The 23420-nt window shown below is 71.1% G+C and carries 17 protein-coding genes; 8 read left to right on the top strand and 9 right to left on the bottom strand.

The window, feature by feature from the left end; genetic code table 11:
- Nucleotides 1–17 precede the first annotated feature (17 nt).
- From ACZ4UV_RS19715 to ACZ4UV_RS19705, 3 genes are all read right to left on the bottom strand, one after another.
- Entirely contained in the window at nucleotides 18–509 is a 492-nt protein-coding gene (locus ACZ4UV_RS19715; protein ID WP_467839305.1) for a SitI3 family protein, read from the bottom strand.
- Nucleotides 510–530: 21 nt separating this feature from the next.
- Nucleotides 531–1172 carry a CdiA C-terminal domain-containing protein gene (locus tag ACZ4UV_RS19710; protein ID WP_467839302.1) on the bottom strand — a complete coding sequence of 214 codons (642 nt, stop codon included), beginning with the start codon at nucleotides 1170–1172 and terminating at the stop codon, nucleotides 531–533.
- 384 nt (nucleotides 1173–1556) lie between these two features.
- Nucleotides 1557–4181, bottom strand: a complete 2625-nt coding sequence (locus ACZ4UV_RS19705; protein ID WP_451022957.1) for a glycosyltransferase family 1 protein — start codon at nucleotides 4179–4181, stop codon at nucleotides 1557–1559.
- A gap of 350 nt (nucleotides 4182–4531) precedes the next feature.
- Here ACZ4UV_RS19705 and ACZ4UV_RS19700 point away from each other — a divergent pair, with 350 nt between their 5' ends.
- From ACZ4UV_RS19700 to glgB, 5 genes are all read left to right on the top strand, one after another.
- The gene (locus ACZ4UV_RS19700; RefSeq protein ID WP_467839299.1) at nucleotides 4532–5746 is read left to right on the top strand and encodes a S8 family peptidase; all 1215 of its coding nucleotides are present in this window, start codon (nucleotides 4532–4534) and stop codon (nucleotides 5744–5746) included.
- A 255-nt stretch (nucleotides 5747–6001) separates the two neighbouring features.
- Complete coding sequence (locus ACZ4UV_RS19695; protein WP_467839296.1) at nucleotides 6002–8056, top strand: alpha-1,4-glucan--maltose-1-phosphate maltosyltransferase; 2055 nt, start codon at nucleotides 6002–6004, stop codon at nucleotides 8054–8056.
- Nucleotides 8053–9753 carry a maltose alpha-D-glucosyltransferase gene (gene treS / locus ACZ4UV_RS19690; RefSeq protein ID WP_467839293.1) on the top strand — a complete coding sequence of 567 codons (1701 nt, stop codon included), beginning with the start codon at nucleotides 8053–8055 and terminating at the stop codon, nucleotides 9751–9753. The genes ACZ4UV_RS19695 and treS overlap by 4 nt, the downstream gene beginning before the upstream one ends.
- A gap of 227 nt (nucleotides 9754–9980) precedes the next feature.
- Nucleotides 9981–11351, top strand: a complete 1371-nt coding sequence (locus ACZ4UV_RS19685) for a maltokinase N-terminal cap-like domain-containing protein (RefSeq protein ID WP_467839290.1) — start codon at nucleotides 9981–9983, stop codon at nucleotides 11349–11351.
- Nucleotides 11352–11369: 18 nt separating this feature from the next.
- On the top strand, nucleotides 11370–13550 hold the full coding sequence (glgB, locus tag ACZ4UV_RS19680) for a 1,4-alpha-glucan branching enzyme (RefSeq protein WP_467839287.1): 2181 nt from the start codon (nucleotides 11370–11372) through the stop codon (nucleotides 13548–13550).
- On the opposite strand, the gene ACZ4UV_RS19675 is transcribed toward glgB, so the two are convergent.
- From ACZ4UV_RS19675 to ACZ4UV_RS19655, 5 genes are all read right to left on the bottom strand, one after another.
- The gene (locus ACZ4UV_RS19675) at nucleotides 13525–15795 is read right to left on the bottom strand and encodes a HelD family protein (RefSeq protein WP_467839284.1); all 2271 of its coding nucleotides are present in this window, start codon (nucleotides 15793–15795) and stop codon (nucleotides 13525–13527) included. The genes glgB and ACZ4UV_RS19675 overlap by 26 nt on opposite strands.
- 149 nt (nucleotides 15796–15944) lie before the next feature.
- Complete coding sequence (locus ACZ4UV_RS19670) at nucleotides 15945–16292, bottom strand: thioredoxin family protein (RefSeq protein WP_390048342.1); 348 nt, start codon at nucleotides 16290–16292, stop codon at nucleotides 15945–15947.
- Nucleotides 16289–16717: a MerR family transcriptional regulator gene (locus tag ACZ4UV_RS19665; protein WP_467839281.1), complete on the bottom strand. Its 429-nt coding sequence runs from the start codon at nucleotides 16715–16717 to the stop codon at nucleotides 16289–16291. Before ACZ4UV_RS19665 ends, ACZ4UV_RS19670 begins: the two co-directional genes overlap by 4 nt.
- 29 nt (nucleotides 16718–16746) lie before the next feature.
- Entirely contained in the window at nucleotides 16747–17520 is a 774-nt protein-coding gene (locus tag ACZ4UV_RS19660) for a DUF2127 domain-containing protein (protein ID WP_351494436.1), read from the bottom strand.
- A 269-nt stretch (nucleotides 17521–17789) separates the two neighbouring features.
- Entirely contained in the window at nucleotides 17790–19172 is a 1383-nt protein-coding gene (locus ACZ4UV_RS19655) for a cation:dicarboxylate symporter family transporter (protein WP_351494433.1), read from the bottom strand.
- Nucleotides 19173–19323: 151 nt separating this feature from the next.
- Between ACZ4UV_RS19655 and ACZ4UV_RS19650 the strand changes: the two genes are divergently transcribed.
- Together ACZ4UV_RS19650 and ACZ4UV_RS19645 are read left to right on the top strand one after the other, a co-directional pair.
- Nucleotides 19324–20949 (top strand): sensor histidine kinase, encoded by a 1626-nt coding sequence (locus ACZ4UV_RS19650; RefSeq protein WP_390048336.1) that lies wholly within the window; start codon nucleotides 19324–19326, stop codon nucleotides 20947–20949.
- Entirely contained in the window at nucleotides 20946–21632 is a 687-nt protein-coding gene (locus ACZ4UV_RS19645; protein WP_467839275.1) for a response regulator, read from the top strand. The genes ACZ4UV_RS19650 and ACZ4UV_RS19645 overlap by 4 nt, the downstream gene beginning before the upstream one ends.
- Here ACZ4UV_RS19645 and ACZ4UV_RS19640 read toward each other — a convergent pair.
- Nucleotides 21514–22407: a TetR/AcrR family transcriptional regulator gene (locus ACZ4UV_RS19640; RefSeq protein ID WP_467839272.1), complete on the bottom strand. Its 894-nt coding sequence runs from the start codon at nucleotides 22405–22407 to the stop codon at nucleotides 21514–21516. The two genes, ACZ4UV_RS19645 and ACZ4UV_RS19640, sit on opposite strands and share 119 nt — an antisense overlap.
- Nucleotides 22408–22512: 105 nt before the next feature.
- On the opposite strand from ACZ4UV_RS19640, the gene ACZ4UV_RS19635 reads away from it, so the two are divergent.
- Complete coding sequence (locus ACZ4UV_RS19635; protein ID WP_467839269.1) at nucleotides 22513–23412, top strand: NmrA family NAD(P)-binding protein; 900 nt, start codon at nucleotides 22513–22515, stop codon at nucleotides 23410–23412.
- The last annotated feature ends 8 nt before the right edge of the window (nucleotides 23413–23420 follow it).

The following is a 23420-nucleotide window of genomic DNA, read 5'->3' as shown; positions in this document are numbered from 1 at the left end:
GAATCGCACGTGCCGGCTCACTCCGAGTCCATGCTGTGGGTTTCCCGCCGGTAGGGCTGCGTCATCAGGGCCAGCCGCCGTGGCGGCCAGATGTCGTCCCGTTCGTTGAGGCTGAGCTCGCCGTTCCGGCGAAGCAGCCAGATCACCTCGTACTGGAAGTGCAGAACCGCGTCGCCGTCGATGTTCTCCAGCAGAGGGGCCACCAGGCGGATCATGTCGTCCTGCTGGTCCGGGACGTCGGCGTCCTTGGCCATCCGAAATCCCACACCGACTGTCGGAACGAATCCGAGTCCGGCGACGACGGGGTGCCACGGGTGTGGCGTCCGTTGCGGGAGGACGCTGACGGTAGTCCCCAGTCGGCTCAGCGCGAACGTCCCCCGCGCCATGAGCGTTTCGGGCGCGACCGACGTGTCGAACACGCCACTCTCCCTGCCCGCTTCGGAGAGCCGGGCAGCGACCTCGGCGGCGGACGATCCCGTCGCGATGTCGAGATCGTACTCGATTGCCATGGAGATACTTTCTCTTGATTTCTACGGATAGAGAGGAACGACGTTTCCGGCGCGGTCGATCACCAGCACCTCTTTGAGGCCTGACTTGGGCCAGTCGTGGAACTGCTTTCGGAGTGCCCCGAGATCGGCGTTGCTGTCTCCGAGGTTCAGAACGACGCGCTCTGTCTGCCCCTTGTCCACCTTCTTCTCCACAGCGGACCAGATGGAGCGGGGACTGCTGGACGTCGGGGCGTAATTGTCGAAGATTTCGCCTTCGATCCGGAAATCGGGCTTGGTGCCGTTCGGCATCGTACCCGGGGACTGTTCGACGTCGTATCCCTGCTTTGCCAGCGTCTCGGCAGAGTGCACCTCCCGGCCCTTGGCCCGGATCGTCTCCGCGTCGTCATTCTTGCTCAGGGATTCCGGCTTCCCGCGCGGCTGCGCGGCAGGGTCCGGCTGCCCCGACGGCCTGGTCCGGCCCGCCTCCGCCGCCGGATCCCAGTCACCGCCTCCGCCGCCGGTACCGTCGGACGTCATGTCGACCCGGTCGGGCCCGGTCGCGTCGTTGACGATGTTGGCCAGTCCGGCACCCGCCATGGACACCCCCACGGCGATCTGGGCGGCGGCCGCGACATTGATCGGGATACCGAGGGCGGCGCCGATGCCGGTGGCGTCCAGCAGCACGCCTCCGGCCTCCTCCCCGAGGCCGCCCGCCACCAGAGCGAGTCCGCCGAGAACGGAGAGTGTGGAGCCGGCGTCGTGCAGCATCGCGTTGCCGAGGGAGGCGAGATCAGACACCAGGACCTCACCTGCGTCCTTTGGCCGGATTGGTGCGGCTGGTGAAGTTGTCGTAGATCCGCTGCAGCGCTCGCGAGCACTCGCGTATGCGCTTGGTGTCCGCTCTCAGATCGCTCATCGAAGCTCCGCCCCCGTACGTCACTTCGTGTACATGCCCACTCGCAACCGTAGTGACGGTGCGCATGGGGCAGGCATGGCAGATGCCACCGAGAGCAATCCGATCGCCAAGGGCAGGCAAAACCCACCCTTGGCGTGTCGGGTTCCACGCGGTCAGCGCATCAGCACCCCGGCCCCCGTCACCGCCCCCTCCGCGGGGACCACCACCAGTCCCAGCTCCGCGCCCGACGCCAGCAGGCGGTGGGTGGGGAGGATGCGGACCGTGTAGCCGTAGGGGCCCGTGCGGTCCAGGGAGAGGGGGCCCTCGTAGGTCCAGTGGCCCTCCAGGTCGGGGCCGGTGGTCGGTTTCAGCGGCACCGTGGTCGCGTCGGTGATGCGGTCCTCCGGGTCGACCCGGCCGGAGACGGCCTGGACCTCCACGTCGTCGGGGACGAGGTCGCCGAGGCGGACCCGGACGCGTACGGCGAGGGTGGTGCCGAGTTCGGCGGTGGCCGTGGCGGTGGCCGTCTCGACGTGGTCCACCGAGACGCCGTGCCAGGCCGCCCGCACCCTGCCCTTCCAGGCGGAGAGTTCGCGGGCCGTGTCCGGGGTCATGGACCGGTGGGCGTGCGCCGCCGGGGTGTAGAGGCGCTCCACGTACTCCCGGACCATGCGGCCCGCCAGCACCTTGGGACCGAGGAGGGTAAGGGTCTGGCGGACCATCTCGATCCAGCGGTCCGGCAGACCGCTGCGGCCGCGCTCGTAGAAGCGCGGGGTCACCCGCTGCTCCAGCAGGTCGTACAGCGCGGCGGCCTCGATGTCGTCCCGGCGGTCGGGATCGGTTCCGGCGCCGTCCGCCGTCGGGATCGCCCAGCCGAAGTCCGGCTGGAACCATTCGTCCCACCAGCCGTCCAGGACGGACAGGTTGAGGCCGCCGTTGAGCGCCGCCTTCATCCCGCTCGTCCCGCACGCCTCCAGGGGGCGCAGCGGGTTGTTCAGCCAGATGTCGCAGCCGGGCAGGAGCTTCTGCGCCATCGCCATGCCGTAGTCGGGCAGGAAGACGACGCGGTGGCGGACCCGCGGGTCGTCGGTGAAGCGGACCAGTTCCTGCACCAGCCGCTTGCCGCCGTCGTCGGCCGGGTGCGCCTTGCCCGCCACCACGATCTGGATCGGCCGCTCGGGATGGGTCAGGAGATCCATCAGGCGGTCGCGGTCGCGCAGCATGAGCGTGAGACGTTTGTACGAGGGGACGCGCCGGGCGAACCCGATGGTGAGCACGTCGGGGTCGAGGGCGCCGTCGATCCACCCCAGCTCGGCGGTACCGGCGCCGCGTTGCCGCCAGGACGCGCGCAGCCGCTCCCGCACCTCCAGCACCAGCTGCTCGCGCAGGCTGCGGCGCAGCTCCCAGATCTCCTGGTCGGCGATCTCGGCGACGGCGTCCCAGCGTTCCGGACCGCCGACCGTCAGCGCCTCCTCGGTGCGGCGGTCACCGAGCTGCCGGGCGCCCAGCCGGACCACCTCCGGGGCCACCCAGGTCGGGGCGTGCACCCCGTTCGTCACCGAGGTGATCGGCACCTCGTCGGGGTCGAACCCCGGCCACAGCCCGGAGAACATCTCCCGGCTGACGTTGCCGTGCAGCAGCGAGACCCCGTTGGCGCGCTGGGCGAGCCGCAGCCCCATCACGGCCATGTTGAACAGGTTGGGCTCGCCGCCGGGGTACGTCTCCATGCCGAGCCGCAGGATGTGCTCGACCCCGATCCCGGGGAGTTCGGCGTCCGCGCCGAAGTGGTGGGCGACCAGCTCACGGTCGAAGCGGTCGATGCCGGCCGGGACGGGCGTGTGGGTGGTGAAGACCGTGCCGGCCCGCACCGCCTCCAGCGCCGCGTCGAAGTCCAGCCCGGCGGCGACCAGTTCGGCGATCCGCTCCAGGCCCAGGAAGCCGGCGTGCCCCTCGTTGGTGTGGAACACCTCCGGCTCGGGGTGGCCGGTGAGCCGGCAGTACGTCCGTACGGCCCGCACACCTCCTATCCCGAGCAGCATCTCCTGGAGCAGCCGGTGCTCGCTGCCGCCGCCGTAGAGCCGGTCGGTGACCCCGCGTTCGCCGACGTCGTTCTCCTCGACGTCCGAGTCCAGCATCAGCAGCGGCACCCTGCCGACCTGGGCCAGCCAGATACGGGCCCGCAGCAGTCTGCCGCCGGGCAGCGCGAGGGAGACGTGCGCCGGGGCGCCGTCGGCCTCCTTCAGCAGGGCCACGGGGAGTTCGTTGGGGTCGAGGACGGGATAGTGCTCCTGCTGCCAGCCGTCCCGGGACAGGGTCTGCCGGAAGTAGCCGTGCCGGTACAGCAGGCCGACGCCGATCAGCGGCACGCCGAGGTCGCTGGCCGACTTGAGGTGGTCGCCGGCCAGGATGCCGAGGCCGCCGGAGTACTGGGGCAGGGCGGCCGTGATGCCGAACTCGGGTGAGAAGTAGGCCACGGCGGCCGGGAGTTCGGCGGACTCGGGGCGGGACTGGTACCAGCGGTCGCCGGTCACGTAGTCGCCCAGGTCGTCGGCGACCGCGGTCAGCCGGCGCAGGAAACGGCGGTCCCCGGCCAGTTCGGCGAGGCGCGCCGGCGGCACACTGCCGAGCAGTCGCACCGGGTCGCCCTCCGAGGCGGCCCAGCGCTCGGGGTCGACGGCCTGGAACAGGTCACGGGTCTCGGCGTGCCACGACCAGCGCAGGTTGCGGGCCAGGTCGCTGAGGGGGCGGAGGGGTTCGGGGAGAACGGGACGGACGGTGAACCGACGGATCGCCTTCACATTCCACCTCGTGCGTTTCGCGTTCGCGGTGAGAGCCGTACGGCGGTGTGCGGCTCGGCGTCTGTCCGACAGTACCGGTGTCGGGGTACCGCTGGGGGCTGCCGCCCCCAGACCCCCGCTTCGGCCTGAACGGCCCCGTCGTCAAACGCCGGACGGGCTGAGAGGGGTGCTGTCCGGCTTTCGGGCTCAGGTCCTGGGTGGGCCCAGAGGGGTGTGGACCGGCCTGCGTCCCAGGCGCCGGACGGGCTGGGACGTGGTGTCCGCCGGCGTTCGCTCCCGGGTGCCTTCTTGTCGGCTTTCGCCCCGTACGAGACCCTGCCTCCCTGAGCTGAGGAGGGGGACTCACAGCCATGGCACGGACGTACAGCCGGCGGCTGCGTCTGGTGGGGGGCTTGACCGCGGTCGTCACGGCCGCGGTGTTGTCGACGGCCACCCTGCCCGCGCACGCCGTACCGGAGGGGACCGTCGTCGGCGCCGGCCGGGCCGGTTCGGTCGGCGGGAGTTATCTGGTGACGCTCAAGGAGGGAATCAGGGGGTCGTCGGCGGCCGGGAGGGACGTCGCCGCCCGGTATGGGGCGAAAATAAGCCATACTTACGGCAGCGTGCTGAACGGCTACGCCGTCGAAGCAAGCGCTGCACAGGCCAGGCGGCTCGCCGCGGACTCGCGGGTCGCCTCCGTCGTCCAGGACAGCCGGGTGCGGCTGGCGCGCTCCCGGACGTACCTCCAGAAGAACCCGCCGTCCTGGGGGCTGGACCGCGTCGACCAGGCGGGGCTGCCGCTGGACAGGTCGTACCGCTCGCCGGGGTCGGCGGGCGCGGGCGTCACCGTGTACGTGATCGACACCGGTGTCCGCATCGCGCACACCGACTTCGGCGGACGCGCGAGCTACGGCTGGGACTTCGTGGGCAACGACAGGTCCGCCGGCGACGGCAACGGGCACGGCACCCATGTCGCCGGCATCATCGCCGGTACCCGGTACGGCGTCGCCAAGAAGGCCCGGATCGTCTCCGTGCGGGTCCTGGACGACACCGGGGCGGGCACCACCGCCCAGGTCATCGCCGGTGTCGACTGGGTCACCGCGCACGCCCGCAGACCGGCGGTCGCCAACCTCAGCCTGGGCGGCTACCACAGCGCCCAACTGGACACCGCCGTAAGGAACTCGATCAAGGCAGGCGTGACCTACACGGTCGCCGCCGGCAACGGCGGCCTCCCGGCCGCCCGCTACTCGCCGGCCGACGTGCCGCAGGCCCTCACCGTCGGCGCCACCGACCGCACCGACACCCGCGCGGGCTTCTCCGACTACGGCTCGGCCGTCGACCTGTTCGCCCCGGGCGTGGCGATCGCCTCGGACTCGAACGCGAGCGACACCGCCAGGGCGACCTACTCGGGTACGTCGATGGCGGCACCGCACGTCGCGGGCGCCGCCGCCCTCTATCTCGCCGGGCACCGCGGGGCGACCCCCGCCCGGGTCGCCGACGCCCTGATTGCGGGAGCGGCGAGCGGGAAGGTGTCGGATGCGGGGCGCGGGTCACCCGACAGGCTGCTACGGGTGCCGGAGTCGTAAAGCGGTTTCTGGCACGCGATCACGCCACCGGCCCCGTTCGCCGCGAACGGGGCCGGTCTTGTGCGTAGACATACGGCTGAGTAGTTAACAAAGTGCCGGATTGCCCACCCGAATAGGGTGGGAAGGCTCCTCCGGTACACCCCACAGACACAGCACTGACACCAGGCAGCGGTACAACACCAGGTACACCCCCGCAGGACCCACCTCCCCACCACCCATCCGCCCACACCCTCGTTGCCGCGGACAGGAGCGGTCATGCCCGCCACGCACCAACCGTCAGCACCTCCGAACCGGCGCACGTCACCCGGCGCGCCACCCAGCGCGGACGAGGCCACCGCCGTCGGCCGCATACCCGTCCTCGACGTCCGCCCGCTGATCCAGCAGGGGCGCCGGCCCGCCAAAGCGGTCACCGGGGAGTCGTTCGAGGTCACCGCCACCGTCTTCCGCGAGGGCCATGACGCCGTCGCCGCCAACGTCGTACTGAAGGACCCGAAGGGCCGCCCGGGGCCCTGGACGCCGATGCGGGAGCTGGCCCCCGGTACCGACCGCTGGGGCGCCGAGGTCACCGTCGACGGGAAACCGGGCCGCTGGACCTACCAGGTCGAGGCATGGGGAGATCCGGTCGCCACCTGGCGCCACCACGCACAGATCAAGATCCCGGCGGGCATGGACACCGATCTGGTCCTGGAGGAGGGCGCCCGGCTCTACGAACGGGCCGCCGCCGGGGTCCCGAAGGCAAAAAAACGGGAAATCCTGCTGACCGCGGCCGCCGCCCTCCGCGACGAGGAACGGCCCGCCCCCTGGCGGCTGGCCGCCGCCCTCACGCCCGAGGTCGACAAGGTCCTGGCGCGGTATCCGCTGCGGGAGCTGGTGACCGTCTCCGAGGAGCTGCCGCTGCTCGTGGAGCGTGAACGGGCGCTGTACGGCTCCTGGTACGAGTTCTTCCCGCGCTCGGAGGGAACGCCGGAGCGGCCGCACGGCACGTTCCGGACCGCGGCCCGGCGGCTGCCGAAGATCGCGGAGATGGGCTTCGACGTCGTCTACCTCCCGCCGATCCATCCCATCGGCACCACCTTCCGCAAGGGCCGCAACAACACCCTCACCCCGGGCCCGGAGGATGTGGGGGTGCCGTGGGCGATCGGATCGCCCGAGGGCGGCCACGACGCCGTCCACCCCGATCTGGGGACCCTGGAGGACTTCCGGTGGTTCGTGGCGGAGGCCGGCCGGCACGGCCTGGAGATCGCCCTGGACTTCGCGCTGCAGTGCTCGCCGGACCATCCCTGGGTGGAGAAGCACCCGGAGTGGTTCCACCACCGGCCCGACGGCACCATCGCCTACGCCGAGAACCCGCCGAAGAAGTACCAGGACATCTACCCCATCGCCTTCGACGCCGACATGGCAGGCCTGATCACCGAGACGGTCCGCGTGCTGCGGCACTGGATGGACTGCGGGGTGCGGATCTTCCGCGTGGACAACCCGCACACCAAGCCGGTGGTGTTCTGGGAGCGGGTGATCGGCGAGGTCAACCGCGCCGACCCGGACGTCATCTTCCTCGCCGAGGCCTTCACCCGGCCCGCGATGATGCGCACTCTGGCCCAGATCGGTTTCCAGCAGTCGTACACGTACTTCACCTGGCGCAACAGCAAGCAGGAACTCACCGAGTACCTCACCGAGTTGTCGGGCGAGTCGGCTGCCTCCATGCGGCCGAACTTCTTCGCCAACACCCCGGACATCCTGCACGCCTACCTCCAGCACGGCGGCCGTCCCGCCTTCGAGGCCCGTGCCGTGCTCGCCGCCACCCTCTCCCCCACCTGGGGCATCTACAGCGGCTACGAACTCTGCGAGAACACCCCGCTGAAGGAGGGCAGCGAGGAGTACCTCGACTCGGAGAAGTACCAGCTCAAAGCCCGCGACTGGGCCCGCGCCGAGACCGAGGGCATCGCCCCCCTCATCACCCGCCTCAACACCGTCCGGCGGGCGAACCCGGCCCTGCGGCAGCTGCGCGACCTCCACTTCCACCACGCCGACCAGGACGCGGTGATCGTCTACAGCAAGCGGAGCGGATCGAACACGGTTCTGGTGGTCGTGAACCTCGACCCCCACCACACCCAGGAGGCCACGGTCTCGTTGGACATGCCGCAACTCGGCCTGAACTGGCACGAGTCGGTGCCGGTGCGCGACGAGCTCACCGGCGAAACCTACAACTGGGGCAGGGCCAACTATGTGCGCCTGGAACCGGGGCACCGGGCCGCGCACATCCTCACCGTCCTGCGACCGTCCCCGCGGATCGGAGGGTCACCCACACAATGATCGTCAACGAACCCGTCCCGGACACCTTCGAGGACACTCCCGCGAAGGACCGGGACCCGGACTGGTTCAAACGCGCCGTCTTCTACGAGGTCCTGGTCCGCTCCTTCCAGGACAGCAACGGCGACGGCATCGGCGACCTCAAGGGCCTCACCGCCAAACTCGACTACCTGCAGTGGCTCGGCGTCGACTGCCTCTGGCTGCCGCCCTTCTTCAAGTCCCCGCTGCGGGACGGCGGTTACGACGTCTCCGACTACACCGCCGTACTCCCCGAGTTCGGCGACCTCGCCGACTTCGTGGAGTTCGTCGACGCCGCCCACCAGCGCGGCATGCGCGTCATCATCGACTTCGTCATGAACCACACCAGCGACCAGCACCCGTGGTTCCAGGAGTCGCGCAAGGATCCCGACGGGCCGTACGGGGACTACTACGTCTGGGCCGACGACGACAAGCAGTACCAGGACGCGCGGATCATCTTCGTGGACACCGAGGTCTCCAACTGGACCTACGACCCGGTCCGCAAGCAGTACTACTGGCACCGGTTCTTCTCGCACCAGCCCGACCTCAACTACGAGAACCCGGCCGTCCAGGAGGAGATCCTCTCCGCGCTGCGCTTCTGGCTGGACCTGGGCATCGACGGCTTCCGCCTCGACGCGGTGCCGTACCTCTACCAGCGCGAGGGCACCAACTGCGAGAACCTCCCCGCGACCCACGACTTCCTGAAGCGGGTGCGCAAGGAGATCGACACCCAGTACCCGGACACCGTGCTGCTGGCCGAGGCGAACCAGTGGCCGGAGGACGTCGTCGACTACTTCGGCGACTACCGCAGCGGCGGGGACGAGTGCCACATGGCGTTCCATTTCCCGGTCATGCCGCGGATCTTCATGGCGGTACGCCGGGAATCGCGCTACCCCGTCTCGGAAATCCTCGCCAAGACCCCCGCCATTCCCTCCGGCTGCCAGTGGGGCATCTTCCTGCGCAACCACGACGAACTGACCCTGGAAATGGTCACCGACGAGGAACGCGACTACATGTGGGCCGAATACGCGAAGGACCCGCGTATGCGCGCCAACATCGGCATCCGCCGCCGCCTGGCCACCCTCCTCGACAACGACCGCAACCAGATCGAACTCTTCACCGCCCTGCTGCTGTCCCTGCCCGGCTCACCGATCCTCTACTACGGCGACGAGATCGGCATGGGCGACAACATCTGGCTCGGCGACCGCGACGCGGTGCGCACCCCCATGCAATGGACCCCGGACCGCAACGCCGGCTTCTCCTCCTGCGACCCCGGACGCCTCTACCTGCCCACGATCATGGACCCGGTCTACGGCTACCAGGTCACCAACGTCGAGGCGTCGATGTCCTCGCCGTCGTCCCTGCTGCACTGGACCCGGCGCATGATCGAGATCCGCAAGCAGAATCCTGCCTTCGGACTGGGGTCCTACACCGAACTGCAGTCCTCCAACCCGGCGGTGATCGCGTTCCTGCGCGAGTACGAGGACGACCTGGTCCTCTGCGTGCACAACTTCTCCCGCTTCGCCCAGCCGACGGAACTGGACCTCAGGCGCTTCAACGGCCGGCACCCGGTGGAGCTGTTCGGCGGGGTGCGCTTCCCGGCGGTCGGCGAACTGCCGTACCTGCTCACCCTGGCCGGGCACGGCTTCTACTGGTTCCGGCTGCGCGCGGAGACGGCCTAGCCGGCGGACCGGTGGTGAGCGCCCCGTAAGGGGCGCGAGGCGGTATCGGACATGCGGCTGCCGCCGCGTGGGCGCGACCGGCCCCCACCGGCCCGCAGCCGAAGAACCGCACACCCAGCGGAGCGCTCAGACACAGTCCACCCCGGGCGGCGGCGGTTGGTTTCCTCCGGCCCGCCCGGGGCACGCATCACTAACGCCCCCGACGACCGGGGAAAGGACGTACCGCCATGGCGGAAACGGTCAGCCCCTCCACTCCCGCTCTCCTCGCCTCGCTCGACCCCCTGCTGCGCGAGTGGCTGCCCCGGCAGCGCTGGTTCGCCGGCAAGGGATCCCCGGTCACGGGCTTCTCCCCGGTGGCCGAGACCGAACTCCTGCCCTCGGACGGCCGGCTGGGCCTGCACCACCTGCTGGTCCGCGCCCACCAGCCGCCCGCCCCCGCCGAGGCCGGCGACTGCTACCAGCTCCTCATAGGCGTGCGCGAGGCGCTGCCACCCCGGCTGGCGCCCGCGCTGATCGGACACCTGACCGACGGCCCGCTGGCCGGGCACACGGTCTACGACGCCCTGTACGACCCCCGGCCCGCGGAGCTCCTCCTGGAGGCCCTGCGCAGCCGGGCCCGCATCGGCGATCTGCGCTTCGAGCGCGAGCCGGGCCGGGAGATACGCGAGGGCCTGGTGGCCCGGCTGCTGACCGCCGAGCAGTCCAACTCCTCGGTCGTCTACGGAGATACGTTCATCCTGAAGCTGTTGCGCCGGGTCGTGCCCGGTGTCAACCCCGACCTGGAGATACCCCTGGCCCTGGCCCGCGAGGGCTGCGCCCGGGTGCCCGCCCCGACGGCCTGGCTGCGGGCGGAGCTGGGCGGGGAACCCCATGTCCTGGCCGTCCTCCAGCCCTTCGTGCGCGGCGCCACCGACGGCTGGGAGCTGGCGCTGCGGGAGCTGGCCAAGGGCGAGGACTTCACGGCCGAGGCGCGGGCGCTGGGGCGGGCCACCGCCGAGGTGCACACGGCGCTGGCCCGGGCGCTGCCGACCGCCACCCTCGGGCACAGCCAGCTGGAGTCGCAGGTCGCGGGCATGACCGAGCGGCTGGCCGCGGCCGTGCAGGCGGTGCCCGCGCTGCGGCCGTACGAGGACGGGCTGCGGTCCGCCTACACCGCGCTGGCCGACCTGGCCGCCGAGGGCCACACCTGGACCGCCCAGCGGGTCCACGGCGACCTGCACCTGGGGCAGTGCCTGCGGGCGCCGTCCGGTCAGTGGTCGCTGATCGACTTCGAGGGGGAGCCGGCCCGCCCGCTGGCCGAGCGCCGGATGCCGCAGCCGCCGGTGCGGGACATCGCCGGGATGCTGCGCTCCTTCGACTACGCGGCCCACTCGGTGACCCCCGCGGCCCCCGACTGGGCGCGCGGGTGCCGGGCCGCCTACTGTGCCGGCTACGCCGAGATCACCGGCGTCGACCCGCGCACCGACCCCGTCCTGCTGCGGGCCTACGAGACCGACAAGGCCGTCTACGAGGTCGTCTACGAGGCCCGGCACCGCCCCGACTGGCTGCCCGTCCCGCTGTCGGCCGTGCACCGCCTGGCCACCCCCGACCCGACCTGATCCCCGGGAGACGCGTCCGTGACCTCCAAGAACCCCGTGTCCGTAGCCGCCGGCGACCGTGAGCGGCTGCTGCACGGCACCCACCACGACCCGCACTCGGTGCTGGGCGCGCATCCGGTCCCGGGCGGGATCGCCGTCCGCGCGTTCCGCCCGTACGCCCGCACGGTGACGGCCGTCGCGGGCAGTGATCTGCGGGCCGAACTGCACGACGACGGCGACGGCTTCTTCTCCGGCCTGCTCCCCCTCTCCGACGTGCCGGTCTACCGGCTGCTGGTGGAGTACGACGGGACGGTCCAGGAGACGGAGGACGCGTACCGCTTCCTGCCCGCCCTCGGCGACCTGGACCTGCACCTGATCGGCGAGGGCCGGCACGAGCGGCTGTGGGAGGCGCTCGGCGCGCATCCGGCCGTCCACCAGGGCGTGCCGGGCACCCGGTTCACGGTGTGGGCGCCGAACGCGCGGGGTGTGCGGGTGGCCGGCGGTTTCAACTTCTGGGACGGGACCGGGTTCCCGATGCGCTCGCTCGGCTCCTCGGGGATCTGGGAGCTGTTCCTGCCGGGCATCGGCGAGGGCGAACTGTACAAGTTCGAGATCACCCGTCCGGACGGCTCCCGGACGCTGCGGGCGGATCCGATGGCCCGGCGTACCGAGGTGCCGCCGAACACGTCGTCGATCGTCCACGCGTCCCACCACGAGTGGTCCGACGCGGAGTGGATGGCGCACCGCGGCGACACCCCCGTGCACGAGGCGCCGTTCTCGGTGTACGAGGTGCACCTGCCGTCCTGGCGCCCCGGCCTGAGCTACCGGCAGCTGGCCGAGGAACTGCCCGCCTACGTCGGCGACCTGGGCTTCACGCACGTGGAGCTGATGCCGGTCGCCGAGCACCCCTTCGGCGGCTCCTGGGGCTACCAGGTCACCGGCTTCTACGCGCCGACCTCCCGGCTCGGCACCCCCGACGACTTCAAGTTCCTGGTCGACGCCCTGCACCGGGCGGGCATCGGCGTCCTGATGGACTGGGTGCCGGCGCACTTCCCGCGGGACGACTGGGCGCTCGCGGAGTTCGACGGCCGCCCGCTGTACGAGCACGCGGATCCGCTGCGGGCCGCGCATCCCGACTGGGGCACCCTGGAGTTCGACTTCGGCCGTCGCGAGGTGCGCAACTTCCTGGTGGCGAACGCCGTGTACTGGTGCGAGGAGTTCCACATCGACGGCCTGCGCGTGGACGCGGTCGCCTCGATGCTCTACCTCGACTACTCGCGCGAGCCGGGCCAGTGGACGCCGAACGAGCACGGCGGCCGGGAGAACCTGGACGCGGTGGCGTTCCTCCAGGAGATGAACGCGACCGTCTACCGCCGGTCCCCGGGCGTGGTCACGATCGCCGAGGAGTCGACGGCCTGGGAGGGCGTGACCCGCCCCACGGACAGCGGTGGTCTCGGCTTCGGCCTGAAGTGGAACATGGGCTGGATGCACGACTCGCTGGAGTACATGTCCCACGAGCCCGTCCACCGCAGGTACCACCACCACGAGATGACCTTCTCGATGGTGTACGCGTACAGCGAGAACTACGTCCTGCCCATCTCCCACGACGAGGTCGTGCACGGAAAGCGCTCGCTCGTCTCCAAGATGCCCGGCGACTGGTGGCAGCAGCGCGCCGACGACCGTGCCTACCTGGCCTTCATGTGGGCCCACCCGGGCAAGCAGTTGCTCTTCATGGGGCAGGAGTTCGCGCAGGGCTCGGAGTGGTCGGAGGCGCACGGCCCGGACTGGTGGCTGCTCGACCCGGAGTACGGCGCGGCGGCCGACCACCGGGGCGTACGGGACCTGGTCCGCGACCTCAACTCGGTGTACCGGGCGACCCCGGCCCTGTGGCAGCGGGACACGGCACCCGCCGGTTTCCAGTGGATCGTGGGGGACGCGGCGGAGGACAACGTCTTCGCGTTCCTCCGCCTGGACGCCGAGGGCACGCCGCTCCTCGCCGTCTCCAACCTCTCCCCCGTGGTCCGCGACTACCGCCTGGGCGTTCCGGAGGAGGTCCCCGCCTGGCACGAGACCCTCAACACCGACCTGGCCCGCTACGGCGGCAGCGACGTCACCAACCCCGACCCGGTCAAACCGGAGCCCCAGGGCAGCCACGGCCGCCCCGCGAGCATCCGGCTGACCCTGCCGCCGCTGGCTACGGTGTGGCTGCGGCCTGCCTGAGCCCCTCCGGCAGGCCGCCGGTGTGCAGCACCCCCAGCCGCTGGGTGGCCCGGGTCAGGGCCACGTACAGGTCGCTGGTGCCGTAGCGGTCCGGTTCCACCACCAGGACGGAGTCGAATTCGAGCCCCTTGGCCTGGCGCGGGTCGAGCAGGACGACGGTCCGCGTCAGGTCGGGGTCGGTGCCGGCCGTGACGCCGTCCAGGCGGGCGGCGAGGGTGCGGTGCAGGTCGCGCGGGGCGATCACGGCCAGGCGGCCCTCCGCCGGGGTGAGTTCGGCGACCGCCTTCCCGACGGCGCCCGGGAGGTCGTCGTACGCCTGCCGGATCCACGGCCGTACGCCCGTCGAGCGGACCGAGCTCGGGGGCTCGAAGTCCGGGTGCTCGGCGCGGACCACGGCCGCCGCGAGGTCCATGATCTCGGACGGGGTGCGGTAGTTGACGCCGAGGCGGGTGTGCTCCCAGCGGTCCTCCACGTAGGGCTGGAGGATGTCCGCCCAGGAGCCGACGCCGGCCGCCTCCGCGGTCTGGGCCGGGTCGCCGACCAGGGTCATGGACCGGGTCGGGCTGCGGCGCATCAGCAGGCGCCAGGCCATCGGCGACAGCTCCTGCGCCTCGTCCACGATGATGTGCCCGAACGCCCAGGTGCGGTCGGCCGCGGCCCGCTCGGCCGCGCTGCGGAAGTCCTCCTCCTCCTGGCGCTCGGCGAACCGCTCGGCGTCGATGATGTCGTGCGCGGACAGCACCTCGGAGGCCTCGGGGTCGCTGTCCTCCTTGTCGTCGAACTCGTAGGTGCGGGAGGCGTAGGAGACGTCGAGGACGCCCTGGGCGTAGGCGATCTGGGTCTCGCGCTCCCGCTCGGCGCGGGCCCGCGCGACCCGCTCGTCCACGCCGAGGAGCTCCGCCGCCTCGTCGAGGAGGGGCACGTCCGAGACCGTCCAGGTCCGGGTCACCGGGCGGCGGACCGCGGCCGCGTCCTCGTCGCTCAGGTATCCCTCGGGTCCGGCGAGGAAGTCGGCGACCAGACGCTGCGGGGTCAGCCGCGGCCACAGCTGGTCGATGGCCGACCAGACCTCGGGGTTCTCGGCGAGATCGTCGCGGATCTGGGTGATGTCGGAGGGGTCGAGCAGGCTGCTGCCGTCGAAGGGGTCGGTGCCCACGCGTTCGGCGTAGAGGTCGGTGAGGGTGTTGAGGATGTGGCCCTCGAAGTGCTCACGGGCCACGTTGTGCGGGAGCCGGGCGGCGCGGGTGCGTTCGCGGGCCATGTTCACCAGGCCGTCGTCGAGCATCAGCACCTCGCGGTCGTGCTCGACGGTGAGGACGGGGTCGGGCAGCGCCTGCCGGTCGCGTACGACGGCGGCGAGCACGTCGGCCATGTCGGCGCGGCCCTTCACGGCGGCCGCCTCGGGGGTGTCCGCGGCCGTCGCCTTCACGCCGGGGAACAGCTCGCCGACCGTCGCCAGCAGCACACCCGTCTCGCCCAGCGAGGGCAGCACCTCGCCGATGTAGCCGAGGAAGGCGGGGTTCGGGCCGACGATCAGGACGGCCCGCTTGGCGAGCAGTTCCCGGTACTCGTAGAGGAGGAAGGCGGCGCGGTGCAGCGCGACCGCCGTCTTTCCCGTGCCCGGGCCGCCCTCGACCACCAGGACCCCGCGGTAGGGCGCCCGGATGATCTCGTCCTGCTCGGCCTGGATGGTCTGCACGATGTCGGTCATCCGGCCGGTGCGGGCCGAGTTGAGCGCGGCGAGCAGCACCGCGTCGCCCGACGGGTCCTCGTGGCCGGTGCGCTCCCGGTCGCCGAGGTCCAGGATCTCGTCGTGCAGGGCGGCGACCCGGCGGCCGTCGGTGGCGATGTGCCGGCGGCGCCGCAGGCCCATCGGGGTGTGGCCGGTGGCCAGGTAGAAGGGGCGGGCGACCTCGGCACGCCAGTCGACGAGGACCGGGGTGCGCTCGGCGTCGTCCAGCCGCAGCCCGATCCGCCCGATGTGGTGCTTCGTACCGGAGGTCAGGTCGATGCGGCCGAAGCACAGCGAGCCGTCCACGGCGTTCAGCGCGGCGAGCAGCCCGGAGCGCTCGGCGACCAGGATGTCCCGCTCCAGGCGGGCCTGCATCGGCTTGTCGCCGAGGGCGAGGGCGTCCGCGACCGAGTCCTCGGTGTCGCCGCGCAGGGCGTCCACCCGCGCGTACAGTCCGTCGATGAATTCCTGCTCCTGGCGCAATTCATCGTCCGGAAATTCGGTGTTTGACAATTCCACTCCAGCCCGGATATACTGTGCCCACTGAACTTCTCCGCAACTTCCTCGACTTCGCCTCGACCTGAAGTCGCGAACTCTTGAATATACGCAAGGAAATCCCCCGGACGCAATTGTCCGGGGGATTCTTCGTATTACCGGCCGGTTCAGCGCAGCACGTCGGGCAGTGCGTCCGACAGCTCCTCCATCAGCCGCCGCCTGGGCCGGGCGCCCACCATCGACCGCACCGGCTCACCGTCCCGGAACACCATGAACGTCGGCATCGACAGCACCTTGTACGCGTTCGTCGTCTCCGGATTGGTGTCCACGTCCAGCTGCACCACCTTCAGCCGCTCGCCCTCCTCCGCCGCGAGGGCCGTGAGCACCGGGCCCATCTGCCGGCACGGTGGGCACCAGTCGGCGGTGAACTCCACCAGCACCGGCAGCTCCGCCCCGATCACCTCCGCCGCGAAGTCCGCGTCCGTCACCTCGGCCACACCAGCCGCCTTGATCATCGTCCGGTCCCTCCCAGTTCACAGGTCGGCTCCGGACCCCCCGGAACCAGCGCCTCGACGGCCAGTTCGTCCCGTGCCCGCTCGGCCCGCTCCAGCTGGGCCCCGACGGTCGCCCGTACGGCCTGCAACTCGCCGATCAGCGAGTCCAGCTCCGCCAGCTTGCGCCGGTAGACCGCGAGCGACGCCGGACAGGTGTCGCCCTCCGGGTGCCCGGCCCGCAGGCACTCCACGAACGGCCGGGTCTCCTCCAGCTCGAACCCGAAGTCCTGCAGCGTCCGGATCTGCGTGAGCAGCCGCAGATCGTTCTCGTCGTAGGTCCGATGCCCGTTCCCGGCCCGCCGCGCGGGCAGCAGCCCGCGCGCCTCGTAGTACCGCAGGGCCCGCGGGGTGGTCCCGGCCCGTGCGGCCAGCTCGCCGATTCGCATGCCTACGACCGTAGGACCTGACGCCGACGTCAAGGCAAGCTCGGCTCGACCCCCGCGGACTCCTCGACCTCCAGCAGCGAGGCGCTCTGCCGCTCCTCGTCGAAGGCCCTGCGCCCGCCGCGCAGCCCGAACAGCCGCTTGGCGAGGGCGATGTAGAGCACGGCGAGGATGTTCAGCACCAGGGTCGCGATCTTCAGGTAGCTGACCTTCTCGGTGAGTTCCCAGATCTCCAGCGGCAGGAAGGCGGCGGTGGCGACGACCGTCAGATACTCGGCCCACCGCTTGGCGTACCAGAGCCCGACCGCCTCGACGAGTTCGATCAGCGCGTACGCCAGCAGCAGTCCGGCCACCAGCAGCAGCGTGGAGTGCTTGTAACCGAAGGCCTTCTGGATGGACCCGACGACCGGCGAATGGTCGAGGTCGTAGTGGAAGTGCCTGAAGACCGGCCGGAACGTGTCCAGGTACTCGTTGAAGAGCCTGCGCACCGCGTCCTGGCTGTTGCTGAACTTCCACACCGCGACCGCGACCAGCACGATGAACACCCCGCGCACGGCCCGCTCGATCGCCAGGAAGCGCAGGATGAACAGGTCCCGCAGCACCTTCCCGCGCGGCACCAGCGGGGCTTCCGCCGCCGGTCCCGAGCCGTGCGGCTCGCCGAGCACGAAGTCGCCGCACCGCAGACACCGCCAGGTCTCCCCGACCGCGGTCTGCGCGTGCAGCCGCACCCGCAGCCTCGGATCGTCCGGGGCGTAGGTCACATGCCCCTTGCGTGCGCAGTGCCGACGGTCCCAGTCGATCGCCATCCCCCGTGCCTCCATATACCGACGTGCCGTTCCCGTTGGGCAGGAACGGCACGTTAGTGGATACGGCTGACAGGCGGCACCGAGGGGGTGGACCGGGCGGCTGGGCAACGGGGGGAGTTCCCGGCCGCCCGGAGAACGATGGCCGGACGGCCGGCCCGGGTTCAGGCCGAGCCGGACGTCCGGCGGCTTCATGGATGCTGCGGTGCAGAAGGCTGGGGGAGGAACTGCGCGACCAGCCCCCACTCACCCGCACCCGACGACGATGGCGACTACGCCTTCGCCAGCTCCTCCCGCTGCTCGGGAAGGTCGGGCGTAACCACCGGCTCCCCCTCATCGAGCAGCGTCTTCTCGTCGAACGGCAGCTCCCCCGCCAGCACCTGCCGCACCCGCGCCTTGTCGATCTCCTTGGTCCAGGTGCCGATCAGGACGGTCGCGACCGCGTTGCCGGCGAAGTTGGTCAGCGCACGGGCCTCGCTCATGAACCGGTCGATGCCGACGATCAGACCGACCCCGTCCACCAGCGCGGGCTTGTGCGACTGCAGACCGCCGGCCAGCGTGGCGAGACCGGCGCCGCTGACACCCGCCGCGCCCTTCGAGGCCAGCAGCAGGAAGAGCAGCAGCGGAATCTGCTCGCCGACCGACATCGGCGTACCGAGGGCGTCCGCGATGTACAGCGACGCCATGGTCATGTAGATCATGGTGCCGTCGAGGTTGAAGGAGTACCCGGTCGGGACGGTGATACCGACGACCGGCTTGCTGATCCCCAGGTGCTCCATCTTCGCGATGAGCCGCGGCAGCGCGGACTCGGAGGAGGAGGTGGAGAGGATCAGCAGGAACTCGCGGGCGAGGTACTTGAACAGCAGGAAGATGTTGAGCCCGGAGACGAGCCGCAGCACCGTGCCCAGCACCACGAAGACGAAGAGCACACAGGTGACGTAGAAGCCGAGCATCAGCACGGCGAGGCTCTTGAGCGCGTCGATCCCGGCGGACCCGACGACGGCCGCGATGGCACCGAACGCACCGATCGGCGCGGCCCACATGATCATGCCGAGGATGCGGAAGACGAGCCGCTGGATGTGCTCGACACCACGCAGCACCGGCTGTCCGGCCGACCCCATGGCCTGCAGCGCGAACCCGGCGAGCAGCGCGATCAGCAGCGTCTGCAGCACCTGGCCCTCGGTGAAGGCGGAGACGAACGTGGTCGGGATGATCGACAGTACGAAGTCGACACCGCCGAGCGCCTCGGAGTCCACCTGGGCGTGCCCGGTGGCCTTGAGGGCGTTGGTGATGTGCAGCCCGTCACCGGGGTGCAGGATGTTGCCGACGACGAGGCCGATGGTGAGCGCGACCAGCGACATCACCAGGAAGTAGCCGAGCGCGATGCCACCGACGGCACCGACCTTCGCGGCCTTTCGTACGGACCCGATCCCGAGCACGATCGTGCAGAAGATGATCGGCGAGATCATCATCTTGATCAGGTTGACGAAGCCGGTCCCGAGTGGCTTCAGCTCGACGCCGGCGTCGGGCCAGACGAGCCCCACGACGATGCCGAGGGCCACCGCGGCGATCACGGCGATGTACAGGTAATGGGTGCGGTCCCGCTTCACAGCGGGTGCGGCAGGTGCCGTATCGGGGGTGCTGGCTGCGGCCACGGCTGCCCTCCTTGACGTCTTCGTCGGTACCACCGGCGTGCGGCTCACGTCCGGGCGATGTGGGGGATGCCGTGACTATCTCCCGTTCTGTGAGGGCGGTCACCCTTCCGTTCATTTAGTTCGCACGTAACCCGGGGGGCACACTGCTGACATGCGTTTTCCGTCCGCTCCCCGCCCCCGCAGCCTGGCCGGCCAGCTGTTCGCCATGCAGGCCGTGCTGATAGCGGTCGTGGTCGCCGGTTACGCGCTGTTCACGTACGTCAGCGACCGCCACCAGGCGGAGGAGGCGGCGACCCGGCAGGCGACGGCGGTGGCCCGGTCGGTCGCCGACGCCCCTTCCGTCCGCGCGGCGATCCACACCGCGAACCCCACGGCCGAGCTCCAGCCGTACGCCCTTCAGGTGATGCGCGACACCGAGGTCGACTTCATCACGATCATGACGCCGGACGGCATCCGCTGGACCCACCCCGACCGGAACCAGATCGGCAAGCACTACCTCGGCCACATCGAGGCGGCACAGCAGGGCCACACCTACAGCGAGACCTACAAGGGCACCCTCGGCGCCTCCGTGCGCACGGTGACCCCGGTGGAGGAGAACGGCCGGGTGATCGGCCTGGTGAGCGCCGGCATCAAGGTGGAGGCGATCAGCCAGCGGGTCCAGGAACAGGTGACGGCGCTGCTCGGGGTGGCTGCGAGCGCGCTGCTGCTGGGCGCGCTGGGCACGTACGTCATCAACGCGCGCCTGCGCCGCCACACCCACGGCATGAACGCCGCCGAGCTGAGCCACATGCACGACTACCACCAGGCGGCGCTGCACGCGGTGCGCGAGGGGTTGCTGATGCTGGACGGCCAGTACCGGGTGGCGCTGATCAACGACGGGGGGCGGGAGCTGCTGGGGGTGGGCGCCGAGGGGGACGTGGTCGGGCGGTCGGTGGCGGAGCTGGGCCTGCCGGCACCGCTGACCGGTGCACTGCTGGCCTCCGAGCCCCGGGTGGACGAGGTGCACCTGACGGCGGACCGGGTCCTGGTGGTGAACACGTCCCCGGTGTCGGGGGGCGAGCGGCGCGGCACCGTGGTCACCCTCCGGGATGTCACCGAACTCCAGTCCCTGATGGGCGAGTTGGACTCGGAACGAGGCTTCACGCAGGCGCTGCGCTCGCAGGCGCACGAGGCGGCGAACCGCCTGCACACGGTGGTGTCGCTCATCGAACTGGGCCGGGCGGAGGAGGCGGTGGACTTCGCGACGGCGGAGCTGGAGCTGGCTCAGGCGCTGACCGACCAGGTGGTGGCCGCGGTCAGCGAACCGGTCCTCGCCGCCCTGCTGCTGGGCAAGACCGCGCAGGCGAACGAGCGGGGCGTGGAGCTGGTGGTCTCGGACGAGAGCCGGCTGGATGACGGTTTGCTACCGGAGAGCCTGTCGGCGCGCGATCTGGTCACCATCCTCGGCAACCTGATCGACAACGCGGTGGACGCGGCCCAGGGGACGGTACGGGCCCGCGTGACGGTGACCGCGTACGCGGAGGACGCCGAGTTGGTGATGCGGGTGACGGACACGGGCGCGGGGGTCGACCCCGCCCACGCCGAGCTGGTCTTCCAACGCGGCTTCTCGACGAAGCCGGCGGGACCGGGCGGACGGGGGCTGGGGCTGGCCCTGGTACGGCAGGCGGTCGTACGACTGGACGGCACCCTGACGGTGACGGAGGCCCCGGAGGGCGGAGCGGTGTTCGAGGTACGGCTGCCGTTGCGGGCGTCGGTGACGGGAGGCGGGGCCGGATGACCGGGGAGCCGATCAGAGTCCTGGTCGTCGAGGACGACCCGGTGGCCGCGGACGCGCATGTCATGTACGTGGGCCGGGTGCCGGGGTTCGTGGCGGTGGGCAAGGCGCACACGGGGGCGGAGGCGCGGCGGATCCTGGACCGTACGCCGGTGGACCTGCTCCTGCTGGACCTGCACCTGCCGGACGTACACGGCCTGCAGTTCGCGCGGTCGCTGCGGGCGGCGGGGCATCAGGCGGACGTCATAGCGGTGACGTCGGCCCGGGACCTGGCGGTGGTCCGGGAGGGCGTCTCGCTGGGCGTGGTCCAGTACGTCCTGAAGCCGTTCACCTTCGCGACCCTCCGCGACCGGCTGACCCGGTACGCGGAGTTCCGGGCGGCGGCGGGCGAGGCCAGCGGCCAGGACGAGGTGGACCGGGCCCTGGCGGCGCTACGGGCGCCTTCGCCCGCGGCACTCCCGAAGGGGTTGAGCGCGCCGACGCTGGAACGGGTGACGGTCGCGCTGCGCGAGTCGGAGGAGGGGCTGACCGCGGCGGCGCTGGCGGAGAGCGTGGGGATCTCCCGGATCACGGCCCGGCGGTATCTGGAGCACCTGGTGGAGGCGGGGCGGGCGGGGCGGAGTCCGTTGTACGGGCAGGTGGGGAGGCCGGAGTTGGTTTACCGGTGGGGGCGGCAGCGCGGGTGAAGACCTCGGTGGCCCCGAGGCGCTGGTCGCGCATCGTCGCCGGTCCGCGGCGGCGGCGACATGCTCGCTGTCGGCACGCAGCTCCGCAGTAGCGGGCGGGGCGGCCTGTGGAACGGACCTCGAGCCGGGTCCCGCACTCCTCGCACCGCGGCGCCGCGTGAAGCGTGCCGGGCACGTCACGAAACACCCTCCCTTCCGTGACGGGTGCGGAACTCCGCAGGCTCTCCAGCGCCAGCCGCACCATGCGGGTACCGCCGTTCCGGTCGTGGTGGGCGGCCCATATCGTCACGCAGCCGACGATGAGCGCGGCGACATCGTCCACGCTGACGTCGTTGCGGACCCCGCCGACCTGCTGGGCCGCGCGGAGCAGATCGTCGAGTGCCCGGCGGAACCGTCGCGCCGACGCGGCCAGGCCAGGGCGGGGCCAGCTCGTTTCCGTGGTCAGGGCGTTACACGCGTGCTTGCGCCCGTGGGACGCGTCCACGACCTCGAGGAGGAAGCCGAAGAAGGCCGCGACAGGTTCGGTGCGGGCGGCCCACCGCCGAGCGGCGTCGACCCGATCGTCGATCTGCTGGACGAGTACCGCCTCCAGCAGGATCTCCTTGCTGGGGAAGTGCCGGTACACAGTGCCGGCGCCGACCCCCGCCTGCCGTGCGATCGCGCCGAGCGAGACGTCCGTGCCGTGCTCGTCGAAGGCCCGCGAGGCGGCGGCGAGCACCTTCGTGCGGTTACGGCGGGCATCGGCGCGCCCGACGCTCCCGGGAGCTGCGGTCATGTCACGTAACTCCTTGTCCGTCGGACTCAACCGGGTGCAGCCTTCCACATCGACCCGGGGTCCAACTCGCCGTACCCACCGACAATCCCGGGGTTGGAGGACGACATGGCCACTGACCGATCGGTCGTCGTGACCGGTGCCACCGGCCGGCAGGGCGGCACCACCGCACGCCGGCTCCTGGCAGCCGGCAGGCCGGTGCGCGCGCTCGTACGGGACACGACCACAGCCGCCGCCAAGGCACTCGAAACCGCCGGTGCCGTGCTCGTCCGCGGCGACTTCGACGTCCCGTCGAGTCTGCCCGCGGCACTGGAGGGAGCTACGGCACTGTTCGCCGTACCGCCCGTCGCATTCGGACCGGCCGGCTCCGACCCGGACCGGGAGTTCGCCCGGGGCCGGGCACTGACCGACGCCGCGGCCGCCGTGGGGGTCGAGCACGTCGTGTTCACGGGTGTTGCTTCCACGCCCGGGCGCCCAGCCGGTCCGGAGGGGAAGAGACGCATCGAGGATTACCTGCGCGAGCACATCCGGTCAGTGACCGTGCTGCGCCCGGTGCGCTTCATGTCGAACTATCTGGGTTCGGCGCTCATCGGTCTCGACGGCATCGTCCACGGCGTACACCGGCACATCTTTCCGCCGGACGAACCCGTCCAGTGCATCGCGGTGGAGGACATCGCCGAATTCGCCGCGCTGGCCTTCGACCAGCCGGACCGGTTCACGGGACGGACCCTTGAGCTGGCCGGGGACGCCCTCACCCCGACCGCGGCAGTCGCCGCGATCAACGAGGCCACCGGTGCCGCAGTGCGCTACGAACAGATCAGCCACGCCGAGGCCGCCGCACTCGGCCCCGAGATCGTCCGGGCCCGGGAGCACTGGGCAGCCGGATCGCACTGGCACGCCGACATCGAAGCGCTGCGCGTCATCCACCCCGGACTGCGTACGCTCCCGGACTGGCTCGCCGAATCCGGCGCCGCCCTGCTGCGAAGGCGGGTCCTCGGGACCGTCTGAGCGCTCCG

The organism is Streptomyces sp. NPDC028289, from assembly GCF_055565975.1.
This window is presented reverse-complemented; position numbering and strand designations above follow the sequence as displayed.